Annotated in this window: 20 protein-coding genes; 4 read left to right on the plus strand and 16 right to left on the minus strand. The window is 54.7% G+C overall.

Annotation, left to right across the window (positions count from 1 at the left end; all coding sequences use genetic code 11):
- Window positions 1-14: 14 nt before the first annotated feature.
- Entirely contained in the window at window positions 15-965 is a 951-nt protein-coding gene (locus tag IE038_RS03990) for a phosphoadenosine phosphosulfate reductase domain-containing protein (RefSeq protein ID WP_163938938.1), read from the minus strand.
- Window positions 966-1110: 145 nt separating this feature from the next.
- On the opposite strand from IE038_RS03990, the gene IE038_RS03995 reads away from it, so the two are divergent.
- Window positions 1111-1818, plus strand: coding sequence for a hypothetical protein (locus IE038_RS03995; protein WP_163938922.1), 708 nt, complete (start codon window positions 1111-1113; stop codon window positions 1816-1818).
- A 45-nt stretch (window positions 1819-1863) separates the two neighbouring features.
- Here the strand turns inward: IE038_RS03995 and IE038_RS04000 are convergent, their stop codons facing one another.
- From IE038_RS04000 to IE038_RS04030, 7 genes are all read right to left on the minus strand, one after another.
- Window positions 1864-2679 carry a DUF2303 family protein gene (locus tag IE038_RS04000; RefSeq protein ID WP_163938920.1) on the minus strand — a complete coding sequence of 272 codons (816 nt, stop codon included), beginning with the start codon at window positions 2677-2679 and terminating at the stop codon, window positions 1864-1866.
- A 26-nt stretch (window positions 2680-2705) separates the two neighbouring features.
- Window positions 2706-3053 carry a YfdP family phage-associated protein gene (locus IE038_RS04005; RefSeq protein ID WP_163938918.1) on the minus strand — a complete coding sequence of 116 codons (348 nt, stop codon included), beginning with the start codon at window positions 3051-3053 and terminating at the stop codon, window positions 2706-2708.
- Window positions 3054-3141: 88 nt separating this feature from the next.
- Window positions 3142-3603, minus strand: a complete 462-nt coding sequence (locus tag IE038_RS04010) for a hypothetical protein (RefSeq protein WP_163938916.1) — start codon at window positions 3601-3603, stop codon at window positions 3142-3144.
- 226 nt (window positions 3604-3829) lie between these two features.
- Window positions 3830-4099: a hypothetical protein gene (locus tag IE038_RS04015; protein ID WP_189395184.1), complete on the minus strand. Its 270-nt coding sequence runs from the start codon at window positions 4097-4099 to the stop codon at window positions 3830-3832.
- Between the two features lie 241 nt (window positions 4100-4340).
- Window positions 4341-4526: a carbon storage regulator CsrA gene (csrA, locus tag IE038_RS04020; RefSeq protein WP_163938914.1), complete on the minus strand. Its 186-nt coding sequence runs from the start codon at window positions 4524-4526 to the stop codon at window positions 4341-4343.
- Between the two features lie 59 nt (window positions 4527-4585).
- The gene (locus IE038_RS04025) at window positions 4586-4789 is read right to left on the minus strand and encodes a hypothetical protein (RefSeq protein ID WP_163938912.1); all 204 of its coding nucleotides are present in this window, start codon (window positions 4787-4789) and stop codon (window positions 4586-4588) included.
- Window positions 4786-5229, minus strand: a complete 444-nt coding sequence (locus tag IE038_RS04030) for a tellurite resistance TerB family protein (protein WP_163938910.1) — start codon at window positions 5227-5229, stop codon at window positions 4786-4788. Before IE038_RS04030 ends, IE038_RS04025 begins: the two co-directional genes overlap by 4 nt.
- Window positions 5230-5368: 139 nt before the next feature.
- On the opposite strand from IE038_RS04030, the gene IE038_RS04035 reads away from it, so the two are divergent.
- Window positions 5369-5722 carry a hypothetical protein gene (locus IE038_RS04035; protein WP_163938908.1) on the plus strand — a complete coding sequence of 118 codons (354 nt, stop codon included), beginning with the start codon at window positions 5369-5371 and terminating at the stop codon, window positions 5720-5722.
- Between the two features lie 692 nt (window positions 5723-6414).
- Here the strand turns inward: IE038_RS04035 and IE038_RS04040 are convergent.
- On the minus strand, window positions 6415-6678 hold the full coding sequence (locus IE038_RS04040; protein ID WP_102051638.1) for a DUF1654 domain-containing protein: 264 nt from the start codon (window positions 6676-6678) through the stop codon (window positions 6415-6417).
- 161 nt (window positions 6679-6839) lie between these two features.
- Here IE038_RS04040 and IE038_RS04045 point away from each other — a divergent pair, with 161 nt between their 5' ends.
- Both IE038_RS04045 and IE038_RS04050 read left to right on the plus strand, forming a co-directional pair.
- On the plus strand, window positions 6840-7145 hold the full coding sequence (locus tag IE038_RS04045) for a type II toxin-antitoxin system RelE/ParE family toxin (RefSeq protein ID WP_102051639.1): 306 nt from the start codon (window positions 6840-6842) through the stop codon (window positions 7143-7145).
- A complete protein-coding gene (locus IE038_RS04050) occupies window positions 7142-7438 on the plus strand; it encodes an addiction module antidote protein (RefSeq protein ID WP_102051640.1) in 297 nt (98 codons plus the stop codon). Before IE038_RS04045 ends, IE038_RS04050 begins: the two co-directional genes overlap by 4 nt.
- A 121-nt stretch (window positions 7439-7559) precedes the next feature.
- Here IE038_RS04050 and IE038_RS04055 read toward each other — a convergent pair whose 3' ends face one another.
- The 7 genes from IE038_RS04055 to IE038_RS04085 all read right to left on the minus strand — a co-directional run bounded on the left by IE038_RS04055 (window position 7560) and on the right by IE038_RS04085 (window position 12296).
- Window positions 7560-7796: a hypothetical protein gene (locus IE038_RS04055; protein WP_163938906.1), complete on the minus strand. Its 237-nt coding sequence runs from the start codon at window positions 7794-7796 to the stop codon at window positions 7560-7562.
- A 182-nt stretch (window positions 7797-7978) separates the two neighbouring features.
- The gene (locus tag IE038_RS04060; protein ID WP_163938904.1) at window positions 7979-8857 is read right to left on the minus strand and encodes a DNA adenine methylase; all 879 of its coding nucleotides are present in this window, start codon (window positions 8855-8857) and stop codon (window positions 7979-7981) included.
- 81 nt (window positions 8858-8938) lie between these two features.
- Entirely contained in the window at window positions 8939-10669 is a 1731-nt protein-coding gene (locus IE038_RS04065; protein ID WP_229775616.1) for an ATP-dependent nuclease, read from the minus strand.
- A gap of 172 nt (window positions 10670-10841) precedes the next feature.
- Window positions 10842-11096: a hypothetical protein gene (locus IE038_RS04070; protein ID WP_189395186.1), complete on the minus strand. Its 255-nt coding sequence runs from the start codon at window positions 11094-11096 to the stop codon at window positions 10842-10844.
- Complete coding sequence (locus IE038_RS04075) at window positions 11093-11326, minus strand: hypothetical protein (protein ID WP_163937096.1); 234 nt, start codon at window positions 11324-11326, stop codon at window positions 11093-11095. The genes IE038_RS04070 and IE038_RS04075 overlap by 4 nt, the downstream gene beginning before the upstream one ends.
- Window positions 11323-11559 carry a hypothetical protein gene (locus tag IE038_RS04080; protein WP_189395187.1) on the minus strand — a complete coding sequence of 79 codons (237 nt, stop codon included), beginning with the start codon at window positions 11557-11559 and terminating at the stop codon, window positions 11323-11325. The genes IE038_RS04075 and IE038_RS04080 overlap by 4 nt, the downstream gene beginning before the upstream one ends.
- A gap of 14 nt (window positions 11560-11573) precedes the next feature.
- Window positions 11574-12296 (minus strand): S24 family peptidase, encoded by a 723-nt coding sequence (locus tag IE038_RS04085; protein ID WP_163937102.1) that lies wholly within the window; start codon window positions 12294-12296, stop codon window positions 11574-11576.
- Window positions 12297-12360: the final 64 nt, after the last annotated feature.

Here is a 12360-nt window from a genome sequence, read left to right on the forward strand (position 1 = left end):
TGAAATGGAGAGGGTTATTCGCAGAGGCCGTAGGCCGAAGAGCAGCTGTTTTGGCTATCGGTGCGAGCGATCAGGTTGATCATGTCGAACTGGCGCCCGCCGCGACTTGTGTTGGCCCAGTCCACCATGCGGTCTATGCCGTGGGTTTCGGCGCTGACCTTGTCGTCTGATCTGACGGTAGGGTCGGTGACGGTGGCGAAGAACGTGGCTGCGCCGCGCTTGCTGGCGATGCTGACCAGTCGCTCCCACTCGCGCACCCGAGAAACCTCCTCAGGCCACCTGGTGGCGATTTGGCGCAACTCATCCTTCGCGCACATGATGCAGGGCATGCATCCGACGCGATTGCAGCCCTGCAGATAGAGCGGGTTGGGCTTGATTCCCGCGGCCCGGTGCGCTTCGAACACTGCATCGACGGGCCACTTGAGGATGGGCCGGTAGTTGAACAGGCCGCCGCCGACTTCGTCGCACTCGGGCAGGTATCGCCTGCTCAGCGACTCATCAGCTCGCACACCCTGCCAAGACAACACCAGGTTCTCGCCAGTCATCAACGGCAGAAACACGTCCTCGATGATCGGGTTGCGCTTCAGCTCATCAGTGCAGAAGCGTGCTTTGGTGCTGGGAAATCGGCCTTTCCAGAGGCACATATCGAGGAAAGGGTTGCCGGTGGGGTGCAACACCCCCAGGGCGGCCAGCACCACTGCTTCGGGCACTCCCTTCTCGCGCCACTTCGTTTCAATGAACTTGCGCTTGCCGGCGATCTGCCGTGCAAAGTCGGCTTTTACCCAGCGGATATCTATGCCCGTGGCGTCGGCCAGGTAATGCACGTAGTCATAGGTGGCTGGGTGTTCGTGCCCGGTGTCTGCAAAGACGGCGCTTAGGTTCGGCACCTCCAGCTCGCGGGCGAACAGTAGGGTGGCCGTGCTGTCTTTACCGCCGCTCATGCTGACGATGTTGTGTTCGGCCATTGTGTGGTCCTTGCGTGCATGCGCCGCCCTCGCCGGGGTGGCGTGATTCGTTGAGGTCGGGAGGTCTTTTTCGGGTGGCGCACGCGCCATTCGCTTCGCAGGACATATCGCCGGCATAATTCGCGTTGTGATTGGAGAGCTGCTGATGAAAATTGATTGGATAGTTTGGCTTGGGTGCGTTTTGCTGTTTGGAGCGGGAGTAATTTTGGGGCTAGCTCCAGCAGGCGATAGTTTCTACAAGGTGGAAAATATTCATGACTTTTTTGAAATAATTGCAGCTATCGCCACTGTTACGGCGGTTGTAGTCGCAGTTCTGAGCGTAAATGCCTGGAAGAGCCAAATGCGCGATACAGCGGATCATGACCTTGCCAGAAAAATTTTGGTGTCCGCATACGAGTATCGCGAAGCCATAAAGGCAATCCGAAGCCCGGTAATAATGTCCTATGAAGCTTCGCCTGAGGCCGGGGAAAAGGCCGTAGAGGATCCAAAACTCGAGAGTTTTAGAGGAGAGTGTCGTGCTTACCAGCGCCGGTTCAGTAGGGCTGAGCCAATCAGAGTTCGCCTGCTTACATACTCGCTTGAGGCGGAGGTGGTATGGGGGGAAGAACTGAAAGACTATCTAATCCACTTGATGCGACTGGAGACCGAGATAAGTATTTTCCTGCGGTCGCACTTGATTGCTCAAGATCCAAGTTCGCCGGATGATTCCAAGAAGGCGCATAGCGAAATCCTCCTAAGCAAAAGAGACGCGCTGATGGACGATTTTTCTGAAGAGGGTGACGCATTCACTCAGGACATGAAAAAAAGACTTTCAAAAATTGAACAGTTCTTAAAGGAAAAGCTGATCCGATGAATCTTTAGATGGGTAGCCCTGACGATGAGGGCTACCTTGTGGTGGTCACTTCGCGTCGAAAGTGCCAAGGGAAAGCGAAGCGGCCGCCCCTACTTTTTCATCGAGCACCGCCTTAAATTCTTGGGCGATCTCTTCGCGCTGGGCTTCTTCGCCGATCCAGCGCAGCTTCAGCACCGGCTGAGTGCCGCTGGTGATGACCGAAACGCGCAGTCGAATCACCTGTTCGCCCAGGCCCTCAAACGGGATGACCTTGAAGTCCAGCCAAGCCGGCAGGGTCTCTTTGCTACTGGCTTCGATCTGGTCCATGGTGCTGCGGCTGGCGCGGGTCTCGCCAACTGCGTGATCGCTTTCCGACGAGGCTTTCACGGTGATGGTGCGCACTGCAGCGATTGCCTTGGCGATCGACATGCCGGTGCCATCTTCGGCTGTGGCTACCAGGTGCTGGTGCCAGTCTTCAATCCAGTCGCTCATGGCCTTCTGGTTCATGGCTTGGCCGCCCACCGCCTGTACAGCGGCGAACGCTGCCGAGGCCTTCAGGCGCAGCACGGCTCGATCATCGGCGTGTCCTGGGTTCAGCGGGGTGCCGATGTTGAAGAGCACAACGCAGCTCATGGCGTCCTGGTCGATGAAGCCTTTGGCGTCAGGCGCTGCGCGCTCCACGACGTACCCGCTGAAGTCAGCCAGCGAATGGGTGGAGTAGGTGCCACGGAAGCGGCTACGGCCGAGCTGGTAGCGCTCCAGGTCGACAACTGTGGCGCTGTCAGGAACCAGAACAGCAGGGGTGTTGGTCGGCAGGACTTTGCCAGCTGCGGCCAAGGCGTTATCGGTGATGAGCTGGACTGCTTCTTTGCTGAGAGACATTCGTGTTTTCCTTGCGAGCGATGAGGTTAGTTGCGGGGAATTACAGGCGCTTGTTCACGGCTGAACAGCTGGTCGTGCTTTTCGGGGAACAGGGAAAGCTTGCCGCCGACGCCGACGTGCATTGGTGTATCGAGGCTGGTGTTCTCGCTGCGGGTGCCGCGCTTGGTTGGCACCTTGTAGTCGAGCTTGTGCTTGATCTTGACCTGGCTCGACTCACCGATCTGGCTGAAGTCGAGAGTGATGGTCAGCTTCCCGGCTTTGCCGTGATCGACGACGCCCGCAGCGACTTCGGAAAGAGCGTGGCCGATCTGGCTGGCGAAAGCGCCGCCGTTAAGCTCTTCGAGGAACTCGGCTGTATCGGTTGGGGTTGGCATGATTTCGTCTCCGTGGGCAGGATGCCGCTGGGTGGTAGGTCGATATGCTGCTGGCGCCGGCCATGCCGGACGCGGTTTGAAATTCGCTTCACGCTGCGGCCTTCTCCTGTCTCCAGGCGCCGACGGCTTCAAACACTGCGGCGGCCTGGGCCTCTTCAAGCGTCAGGTCTGCCGGAATCGCGATCCACCCGGCTGCCACGATATGCTGCGGGTTGCACTGGGCGCGTAGGTCCGTGTAGGTGACTTCGATCACGTCGGTGAGATGCGAGGCCAGGTAGTTGCCATGGGGCGCGACTTCGACGGATTTGCAGTACTGCTCGCCATTGGCCTTCTGGCACATCACGCTCAGGTAGATGGTCCAGCGATGCGGGATGTCGCACACCGCGTCGACGATCTGGCGACTCCGGATGCGGCTGCAGCTCTTCCAGTTGACCAGGCACTGCTGGCCGCTGGGGTCGATGTTCACCACGGCTACATGGTTGGTGCCCAACAGCGCCCGACAGGCACGCTCGATCCTGGCTCGCATGTTGTGCGGCTTGCGTTTGCTCATAGATCCTCCGCGAGCCTTCGCAGGACTGCGCGCTCTGCGGTGCTTGGCCGGCGCCGCCGACGCTTTAGGATTGTTTCGGGATCGACCGTCGTGGATCGTGCAGGCAGGGGAGTGTTTCGGAAGCCTTCCACTTCGGTGGCCTGGCCTCCAGCGGCGAAGAACTTGTCGATGCTCGCGTTCAGCTGCTCAAGTACCTGGAGGCGCGGATCTGGGATAGGTTCGCCGATCATTGCCGCGGCACCAGTTTCTGGTCTGCAGCAGTCTCCATGGCTTGCGCGAAGTACATCGCTACTTGGTAGCGAGGACATTGGCCGATGGGCTTACCAGTTGAGCGCTCAATCACACTCCAGATCTTCTTACCGGAAACCACTTGATAGCGCACAAGCTCTACCGGATCAGGCTGATCCATCATTGCGCAAAGGTCAGATGGCGTGAGTCGTTCGCGCAAATGAAAGGCGGCCACGCCCTTCACGCGCTCCTGCATGGCTGGATGCATGTTGGTTTCCTCTAGGTTTTGATGCCCGTCGACCGGGCGGGGAAGGGCTAGCCGATGGCGGCTGCATCGGACTTGGATCGTGAAGGCTGGGCAATCGACCGGCTAATCCGCGTCGAGGTGGCCACCCCGCTGTTTGCTGGCAACTCATCCGAACCAAGTCCGATGCAGCCTGGTGATGGGGAACCAGGTGATCGGGCAGTTAACGTCAGGCTGACGTGGCGCTGGTTGTTCTTTGGCTGAGTCAGGCGGCTTCTGGGCTGCGCTTCTCAGCCTGGATGCGTTCGTAGATCTCTTCGCGATGCACGGCAACGTCTGCCGGCGCCGCGATTCCCAGCTTCACCTGCTGGCCATGGACGCTCAGCACGGTCACGCTGATGTCGTCATTGATGCGGATGGTTTCGCCAATACGGCGGGTGAGTATCAACATGGTCCTTCTCCTTGGTTGTCATCCCGCTGCCCACTCAGTGAATGGGCAGAAGTGATGCTCTATTGCTCGGTGCGCATCTCGTGTCGCGGTGTCCAGCCTGTTGGCATCTTCACCATGCAGCCGACGCCAAACGCATAGCGGGTTGTGCGATCTGTTTGGTAGCCGTACCAGGCGCAGCCGGTCCAGTTGACCAGTGACATGGCCGTCATGAACAAAGCCAGTACTCCGACGCTGACGATCAATGCCGCCCGCGACGCCTTCATACTTCGATGCCGTAGTCTTGAGGGCGCAGACCGAAGTGCAGGCCGATTTCCTTCAGGACGACCAGCTCTGCCTGTTCGATCTCGCCGTCGGCCTGAGTGATGGCGATCATGTTCACAAAGGCTTCCTCGGCATCAGCTTGGACGTTCTTCACGTCGGCCAGCTCGCGTTTGATCGCCAGGCGGCCGACTTGGAAGTTGGCATTGAGTTGCGCGGTGAAGCGGTTGATGGTGTCGGTAATTTCGCTGCCGAAGTGCGTCAAGTTTGGGTTTGCGCGGATCAGCTCGTCGAGCTTGGCGACTTCGGCGGCTTCGATCTCGCCATCAGCTGCGGCGATCAGCAGGCCGCCACCCACAATGGCCTGCATCAGGTCACGGTTGACGACCTTCTTCATCTCGGCCTGAGCGTTGCCTACTTTCTTGCCAAAAAATTTGCCGAACATGGTGTTTCCTCTGGTTGGGTGATTTCCCGTCTGGCCCTGTCACCAAGGCCAATCGGTGAAATTCGAGTGGAGCGTTGGCATGGCCTTTCGCTACTGGTAGCCTCGCGGTGTTGAAACCACTGTCAAAGCTACGGAGTGCATGGAAGTGATGATTAAAAAAGCGGTGAGCAGATGCCTGATTGCTGTTTCTATGTTCGGCATCTACTCGGCAGCAGCAAGTGCGGGCGATGAATCGGAGCAGTCAGTAAGCAATGCTTTTACGTTGTGCAAGATGCTGGACAGCACTGGCCAACTCACTCAGCCTTGCGAGGTATCCGGCTGGGGTAGCCGGGTTGATATCTCATTGGATGCGACTGCAGCGCAGGCAAGAACACTGTGCCCAGCTGTGAAAGGGATGCTCGCCAAAAATAAAATGGCGTTCGGCCCAGGCTGGACCATGAAGGTTTCCTCTCCATATAGCGGCGATAAAGCTATCGCTACCTGCCCGCTTTAAGCAGACTTGCGCGATTCATCTATCGTCTCGTGTACCTCCTGTTGATTTCCCTGATGCCCCTCGCGAGAAGGGCATCGAGGAAATCTGAGTCCCGACCTCGCTACTGGCGACAGGCTGGGGTGTTGCGTCAGCGATGTTTGCCTTGCCCCACTACTGATTGCAGGTCCGGCGTCCTTGTGGCGTGGGCGTCGAGCTTCCTCCCCATGGCGTCAATCAGCATCTGTTCGCCATGGATCGCAGGTCCTTACAACATGCACGCTGCAGCTCTGTGTGCCCGGTTGAGTTGGGCAGGGTGCATGAGGTCCGGCGCCCCTCAGTGCCGAAGCTCGGGGCGCTAATTCTGATACTGGTATTCCTGGCCTCCGTTACTCGCCACGGTTGGCTGGGCGCATTTCTTTCCATACGTTTACGGTTTGGGCTGCCATCACTACTCAGATACGGCGCAGCAGGGTGGGAGTCGCCCACGCCCGGTGCGTCAGTCTTTTCGCTGGCTGGCAGCCTTTCTGCGATTTGGTTGTTAAAGAGCGGTCGGTCCTCTTGAGGTCCTGTCGCTGCCGGTCCCGATGTGGGGACTGGGTTGCGATGAAAATAGTATTGCCGCCGGAGATAAGTTAAGTCAACTCCGGCGGCGATATATTTTGTTGCGCTTATAAAAAAGCCCGCACTAGGCGGGCAAAGAGGGATTCGATAAATCAGTCTTCCTTGGGCACAGTCCAGAAGATCTGCACATTGCCATCGTCACGATGTGCCAGGGTCACGTTGTCGTTTTCGGAGATCTCGTCGATCAGCCTATCCCAGTCCTCAGGCAGGTCGCCGGGCCGTCGCTCCAGCAATGCTGACTTCGATGTCTGGGCACCGGTGCTGTTGATGATCTTTTGGATCCTCATGCCGAGCATCTCGTAAGAGCTGGGCAGGGCGGGTGTCTGAGGTTTCGACGCGGGCTTGGGTTTGGCCATGAAGAGCACTCCATTACTGTATGAATGAACAGTATTTTATCTGGAGATGAATGGCAATACGTAAAGAGTACATTTGTACTCTTTGTGCCGGCCTATCAGTCATGAACTCAGATAGGGCATGATCGCTTGTTCGTCTGTAGCTCAAGGGCTACACTCTCGACATGACCGAGATCATCCGAAGCGAAACGTTCTCTACTTGGCTCTCCGGCCTTTCGGATAGTCGCGCCAAGATGCGCATCATCACCCGCATAGATCGCTTGGCCGATGGCAACCTCGGAGACGCCAAGCCCATTGGTGACGGCCTGAGTGAGGCGCGCATCGACTACGGCCCAGGCTACCGGGTGTATTTCATGCAGCAAGGTCGGCAACTGATCATCCTGCTATGTGGCGGCGACAAAAGCAGCCAGCCCCGTGACATCAAACAGGCTAAGCAGGTCGCAAAGGCCTGGAAGGAGCAAAATCTATGAGCGAACAATTCTCCCGCTGGGATTCTGCCGAATACCTCAAGACAGAAGAGGATATCGCCAACTACCTGGATGCTTGTCTGGAAGAGGCGGGCGACGATCCAGCCTTCATTGCCAAGGCGCTCGGCACTATTGCTCGCGCTCGAGGCATGACCCAGGTGGCGCGTGACGCGGGATTGTCTCGGGAAAGTCTATACCGCGCCCTTTCTGGCGAGGGAAACCCAGAGTTCGGCACAATCCTCAAGGTGGTCAAGGCGCTTGGTCTGAAGCTGCACGCGCAGCCGGCGCACCCCTAGCGGCAAGTAAGTCAGGAGAGTCTGATCTGATGAGCGCCATGCTGCTCTCTGAACGATCTGACCCGTAAGGCGCTGAGTGAGTACTTGGAGCACCACGCCTAATTTGGTGTGAGCGCTTTGCTCAGTCCTCCGGATCAGCCTCTTCCTCTGGCTTCCACCTGGCAATCAGGTCAGCCATCAGCTCAGTAATGGTGTCAGCATTGTCTGCCAGTACCTCAAGATGCTCACTGACTCGTTCATACGTTTCCGTAGAGCCGCGCTGATCGATCCAGATGCTTATTTCTTCCACGGCGCTGCCGAGAGCCATGATGTTCTGGTTGAGGCGGTAGAGAAGGGCGGGAGTTGGATCGTTTGGCATGGCGGTTCCTCCGTTGTGAAGGAAAGCGTAGCAGTCACAAAAAAGCCCGGCGCTTGGCCAGGCTCTCTGTAGACGGGGCCAAATCCATTTGGCTGAGCTCATCGTGTTCTGACGGTGTTACGAGCGGATGACAGGAATGAAAAAGCCCACAGAGGCAGACAGTGGGCCCTGCCTTTCGAGCTTCAAGCTACAGTGGTGGCCTTTGGAATCTCGGCATCAGGAATCTGGAGGCTATTCTTGAAGAACATCACTTCGTCGCCGACGTACCTGGCCTGGGCAGTGTAGTGAAGGCCATATTTTAGGGCTTCGGTCTTACTGTACATTTCGCAGATTTGGGGAGCATTGTCGTAGGACACTACCCATTGCCTGTTGAATTCCGATAACTGGAGCAGTTGAGCGATTTGGAGATGGTCGTCGTGCTTGTAGAAGTTTCGATATAGATCGCGGCCCTTCACATAGTAGGGAGGATCTAAGTAGATCAACGAGCGGTCTGGGAGCAACTCCGACACCTTGCTCAAGAGGCTATACGCATCCTCTTGGTGGACCGTGATGCTGTTTGTATGCAGGCCGATGCGCTCAAGCCTCGCCGCGATCATTTCTTTATTGAATCGAGCATCGAGCTTGTAGGTACCAGTTTGAGCCTTACCTCCGATAACGCCCCCTTTGAGGATTCCAGAGCGGTTGGTCCGATTGATGAACAGGGTGGCGAATCCCTTCTCAGTAATGGACAGATCTGGATCTTGTGCAAGCATCACTTGGCGTAGGCGATACCATTCATCCATTGTGATAGGAGTGTCATAGAGGAGCCTTAACAAGCCCTCAGGATCCGACGTCGCAGCGGACCAAAAAGCATGCACCGCAGGGTCTAGGTCGTTGATGTGGATGTGGCTTGCATGGCCATCGAACAGAAGCTCAAGCGCTACACCTGCACCGCCAGCAAACGGCTCAAGGTAATGACCGCCATCCAAGCCATTGGCTCGCATCACCTCGGCGATGAACGGCGCAAAACGCGCCTTGCCACCAGGGTAGCGTAACGGACTGTATAGCTTGTTGGAATACATCTGGTCTCTTCCTTTGAGGCTTTCAGACCTCAGTTTAACGGCGCGCAGTATACTTGGCCAGCCTCCGGTTGGCGTTGTGTATCATGCTTTTTTTGCTTCGACCGGAGGATCAAGGGCCCTCAGCATTGCGGGATCCACTCCGTGTCCGCCGCTCATCGTGTTTTGAAGGCTTGACCGCACACGTGAGCGGAAATCCTCGACCGCCTCAGTATTGTGTTTTACCCACGCTCTGTATGGATTTTTTGCTGCGCCGCCGTTAACCATGCTCAAAAATGTAGTGTCATTCGCAAAGTTTTTGAAATGACTTCTCAATCTCTGGTCTTGTGGCGTAGATCTAGCTTTATGGCTTTCAATAAGTGCGAACAGGTCTATCTCGGTATTAGCAGGATCGATCTGAAGGGTCTCAGAAATTTTTTCGCAAAGAGTCATAAAGACAGGCTTGGTAAAGCCAATATTGTTTTTCCAATACGAGTCATTCGGAGGTAGGTTGAACAGGAATTCAAAAATTAACTGGTCTGGCGGCAGTCTCCCCGGTAGCTTCAAAATACTGTCCATTCCTTTTACGCCTTCTACATCGCCATCTAATACAATCAGACTTCGAGTGGAAAACTCGGGGATTTTCCTCTTGACGAGTTTTATGTATTCTGTGCAGCCTAATGCTACGTCTTTAAGGGGGTTGGTTACTTTTTTAATTGTTCTATCAGTTATTATTGCAGAGTAGAAATCGAAAGCTTCTTTGTCTTCGAAATAAATATTAATTTGCGGAAGTAAGTTGGTGTCTACTGGAATTGTTTGTACATGTAAATCAGCAAATATTTGAGGCCAGGTCACGTTTTCCTGGATTCTTATGGGGCCAAAAGTGTCGCTTAAATAAATATTTTGATAATTTTTTTCGTCTGCTGCAGAGAGTTTTTGAATGTCCTCAATCATCGTTGGAGAGTGAGAGGTCATTATGACTTGCAGGTTCAGTTTTTTACATTCGTCTGTCAGTATCTTGATGAGTTGACGCTGTGCAGCAGGGAAGAGACCTGCGTCAGCCTCGTCAATCAACAGTAATCCGCCTTTATAATCCGGGTATTCTTCTGCAAGCTTACGGAACGAAAATAGAGCTAGTAATATTTGTCCTGCGTTATCTTCTCCTGCTGATACTGAGTCATGATCGTAATTCGTGCCGTGTGCAGCAGCAGATTTAATCGTGCCAGTGGTCGCGGTAACAGAAGTTGCGGACCTTTTACTTAAAAGTTTATTGCTGAGAGATACAAACTCGCGTTTATTTTTCGAGAGGAAATCAATGTCATGTTCAGAGTATTTAGCGCGTTGAGATATGGGTGTAAGCCTTTTTAAACTGAGGTATATCACCGGGTGCGTAGCGTTTCGGCTGGTATTTTCGCCGTCTGCTAGGGTGTTACCTCGAACGATAGGTCGCGGCTTGTTTCTGTCCTTTGAATCATAGAGCTTTAGGGTAAGGTCAACATCTTCAGCTGTATAGCCATCATGAATCGAGACCGATGTATTCATGGAGTCTGGCTGGTCGAATTTTTTCGACAATCGAAAATGCTCAGAAACTCGAGACTCAAACTTTGTTCCGGTTAGCGTTCGGAATTCTAGTGGTGTATCTTTCGTGTAATCTTTTTCGAAGCTGAATACTTGTGCGGCTATGCCAAGAATGGACGATTTCGATGTCCCGTTTTTCCCGCATAATAAGGTTATCCGCTTTCCTAAGGGTACTGTAAGGTCAGATAATCCTCGGAATCGGACGATATTTATTTTACTCAAGTATGTGGTGCTGTTATCGCCTTTGTTTGCGCCCAATTTCAGCTTCCCTGCATTTTTCATATTTGTAGATTTACCAACAACACCGGAAACTAAATTTAGGTGTTGTCATTCAACAATCTAAACTTTGCTTTGCTATCAAATCAATTTTACGCCTGCTTAGTATACTCCGCCAATCGATCCTCCCTAGCTATCATCACCTGAAAGATCCTCATTCCGGCACGGAGACAGGTGTCTTCGTACGAACAATCAGCCCCAGGTGCGCTTCCTCTGCATATCCAGTAAGCCTTTCCTCACCATCCTGAAAGATGCGGCACATCCTCAGCACGGCTTGGGCATCAGCATCATTCCCGGCCAAGCTTAGGCGCTCAGCGATTCGTAGCAGCTCAACCGCTGACCACTTCAGGTCAGATGCAAGGCCTTGGAGGTTGCGGCGTAGTTCTTGGCTCGATTTATCCAGAGTCATTCCTTTGTCCTCGTTACTCGGCCAGCCTTCACCTCTTCCGCATACCCCTCCAGCCTGTCCTCAATCTCCTGAAAGGCCAGAGCGATTTTCATCAGCTCGTTCGCCCCATCTTCGTCTCCCGCTGCGAGTAGCTTTTTGGCGAAAGTGAAGAGGTCGACACCGGACCACTTGAGGACAGCCGCAGCATCTCTCAGGTCGCGGCGTAGTTCTTGATTGGGCTTCGTGGTCATAGTTCTTTCCTGCAGATCAGTCCATCCAGAACGTCATCAGCGCAGGAGTAGAGCACTTCTTGCTCAATCCGGAGTTCCTTGCTGATCCCCATCAGTTCCATAGCCTCGTCGGGCAGCCCCGCATTGTTGATGCGCTTGGCTATCTCTATCAGCTCAAGCGCCGCCCACTCCATGATGGATGCGGATCCTTCAAGTTCTGCGTGGAGCTCTTGGTCGGGTTTGGTGGGGCTCATGAGGCTTTCCTTGCTCAGAGGCGGCCAAGAACTTTGCTTGGGGCCAGGATGGTGCCGACGTAATGGATGGTCTCGATGTCGTCCCAGGCAACGGTCCTGCGCTCACCATAGGCTGCATTCACTGACATTAGACTTACGCCGTCTTCGCTTTCAAACAGCAACTCTTTCACCATGCTCTGACCGTCAGTGGTCGTAACCATGACGTATTCGCCAGGCACAAGGCGGTGATTCGGCTCGCAGACCGCCACCCAGCCGCTACGAATTGCGGGTGCCATAGAGTCGCCCTTCAGGCGCAGAGCGTAAGCATCTTCGTCCCTTGACCAGGTCTCGACCCAGCCGGCGGAATTATCTAGCCCAACCCAGTAACCGTCGGTGCCAAGTTGCGCGGTACCCACGATTGCGATCCTTCGTGTAGGTGATGTGATTGGAGGACCTGGCTCAACGTTAGCCTCCAAACTAGAGCGAGCCATCTGGGCGATTTCTTTAGCTAAGCGAGGGCTGAAAGAATCCACGGGCCTCGAAATCAGTCCCGCAATGACACTGGCAACCTTGGCATTCAGGGCGTTATAGCCGTTCAAGTAGGCGCTGACAGACCCTTGGTTGATCCCAAGCGCATCTGCAATTTTTCCTTGAGTGAGGCTATCGCGACGAGGTTTACCTTCGTTGAAGGCGTCCACTGCCGCTTTTAGCGCTAAGCACTCGGCCTTTTCCCACTCTTCAAGTTCGCGTTTTTTCATACGCCGATTATTCCTTGCGGCGATATTTATTCAATCGCCGCCGGGGTTGATAAAAGAATCTCCG

The sequence above is a fragment of the Pseudomonas laurentiana genome (assembly GCF_014648275.1).
GTDB classification, from domain to species: domain Bacteria; phylum Pseudomonadota; class Gammaproteobacteria; order Pseudomonadales; family Pseudomonadaceae; genus Aquipseudomonas; species Aquipseudomonas laurentiana.

Bases quoted from the DNA above. Each gene is read 5' to 3' on its own strand.
- IE038_RS04000 (WP_163938920.1), bottom strand. From the start codon at position 2,679: ATGTCTCTCAGCAAAGAAGCAGTCCAGCTCATCACCGATAACGCCTTG.
- IE038_RS04050 (WP_102051640.1), top strand. From the start codon at position 7,142: ATGAGCGAACAATTCTCCCGCTGGGATTCTGCCGAATACCTCAAGACA.
- IE038_RS04010 (WP_163938916.1), bottom strand. From the start codon at position 3,603: ATGAGCAAACGCAAGCCGCACAACATGCGAGCCAGGATCGAGCGTGCC.
- IE038_RS04005 (WP_163938918.1), bottom strand. From the start codon at position 3,053: ATGCCAACCCCAACCGATACAGCCGAGTTCCTCGAAGAGCTTAACGGC.
- IE038_RS04075 (WP_163937096.1), bottom strand. From the start codon at position 11,326: ATGACCACGAAGCCCAATCAAGAACTACGCCGCGACCTGAGAGATGCT.
- IE038_RS04060 (WP_163938904.1), bottom strand. From the start codon at position 8,857: ATGTATTCCAACAAGCTATACAGTCCGTTACGCTACCCTGGTGGCAAG.
- csrA (WP_163938914.1), bottom strand. From the start codon at position 4,526: ATGTTGATACTCACCCGCCGTATTGGCGAAACCATCCGCATCAATGAC.
- IE038_RS04055 (WP_163938906.1), bottom strand. From the start codon at position 7,796: ATGCCAAACGATCCAACTCCCGCCCTTCTCTACCGCCTCAACCAGAAC.
- IE038_RS04080 (WP_189395187.1), bottom strand. From the start codon at position 11,559: ATGAGCCCCACCAAACCCGACCAAGAGCTCCACGCAGAACTTGAAGGA.
- IE038_RS04035 (WP_163938908.1), top strand. From the start codon at position 5,369: ATGGAAGTGATGATTAAAAAAGCGGTGAGCAGATGCCTGATTGCTGTT.
- IE038_RS04070 (WP_189395186.1), bottom strand. From the start codon at position 11,096: ATGACTCTGGATAAATCGAGCCAAGAACTACGCCGCAACCTCCAAGGC.
- IE038_RS04030 (WP_163938910.1), bottom strand. From the start codon at position 5,229: ATGTTCGGCAAATTTTTTGGCAAGAAAGTAGGCAACGCTCAGGCCGAG.
- IE038_RS04085 (WP_163937102.1), bottom strand. From the start codon at position 12,296: ATGAAAAAACGCGAACTTGAAGAGTGGGAAAAGGCCGAGTGCTTAGCG.
- IE038_RS04045 (WP_102051639.1), top strand. From the start codon at position 6,840: ATGACCGAGATCATCCGAAGCGAAACGTTCTCTACTTGGCTCTCCGGC.
- IE038_RS03995 (WP_163938922.1), top strand. From the start codon at position 1,111: ATGAAAATTGATTGGATAGTTTGGCTTGGGTGCGTTTTGCTGTTTGGA.
- IE038_RS03990 (WP_163938938.1), bottom strand. From the start codon at position 965: ATGGCCGAACACAACATCGTCAGCATGAGCGGCGGTAAAGACAGCACG.
- IE038_RS04040 (WP_102051638.1), bottom strand. From the start codon at position 6,678: ATGGCCAAACCCAAGCCCGCGTCGAAACCTCAGACACCCGCCCTGCCC.
- IE038_RS04025 (WP_163938912.1), bottom strand. From the start codon at position 4,789: ATGAAGGCGTCGCGGGCGGCATTGATCGTCAGCGTCGGAGTACTGGCT.
- IE038_RS04015 (WP_189395184.1), bottom strand. From the start codon at position 4,099: ATGCATCCAGCCATGCAGGAGCGCGTGAAGGGCGTGGCCGCCTTTCAT.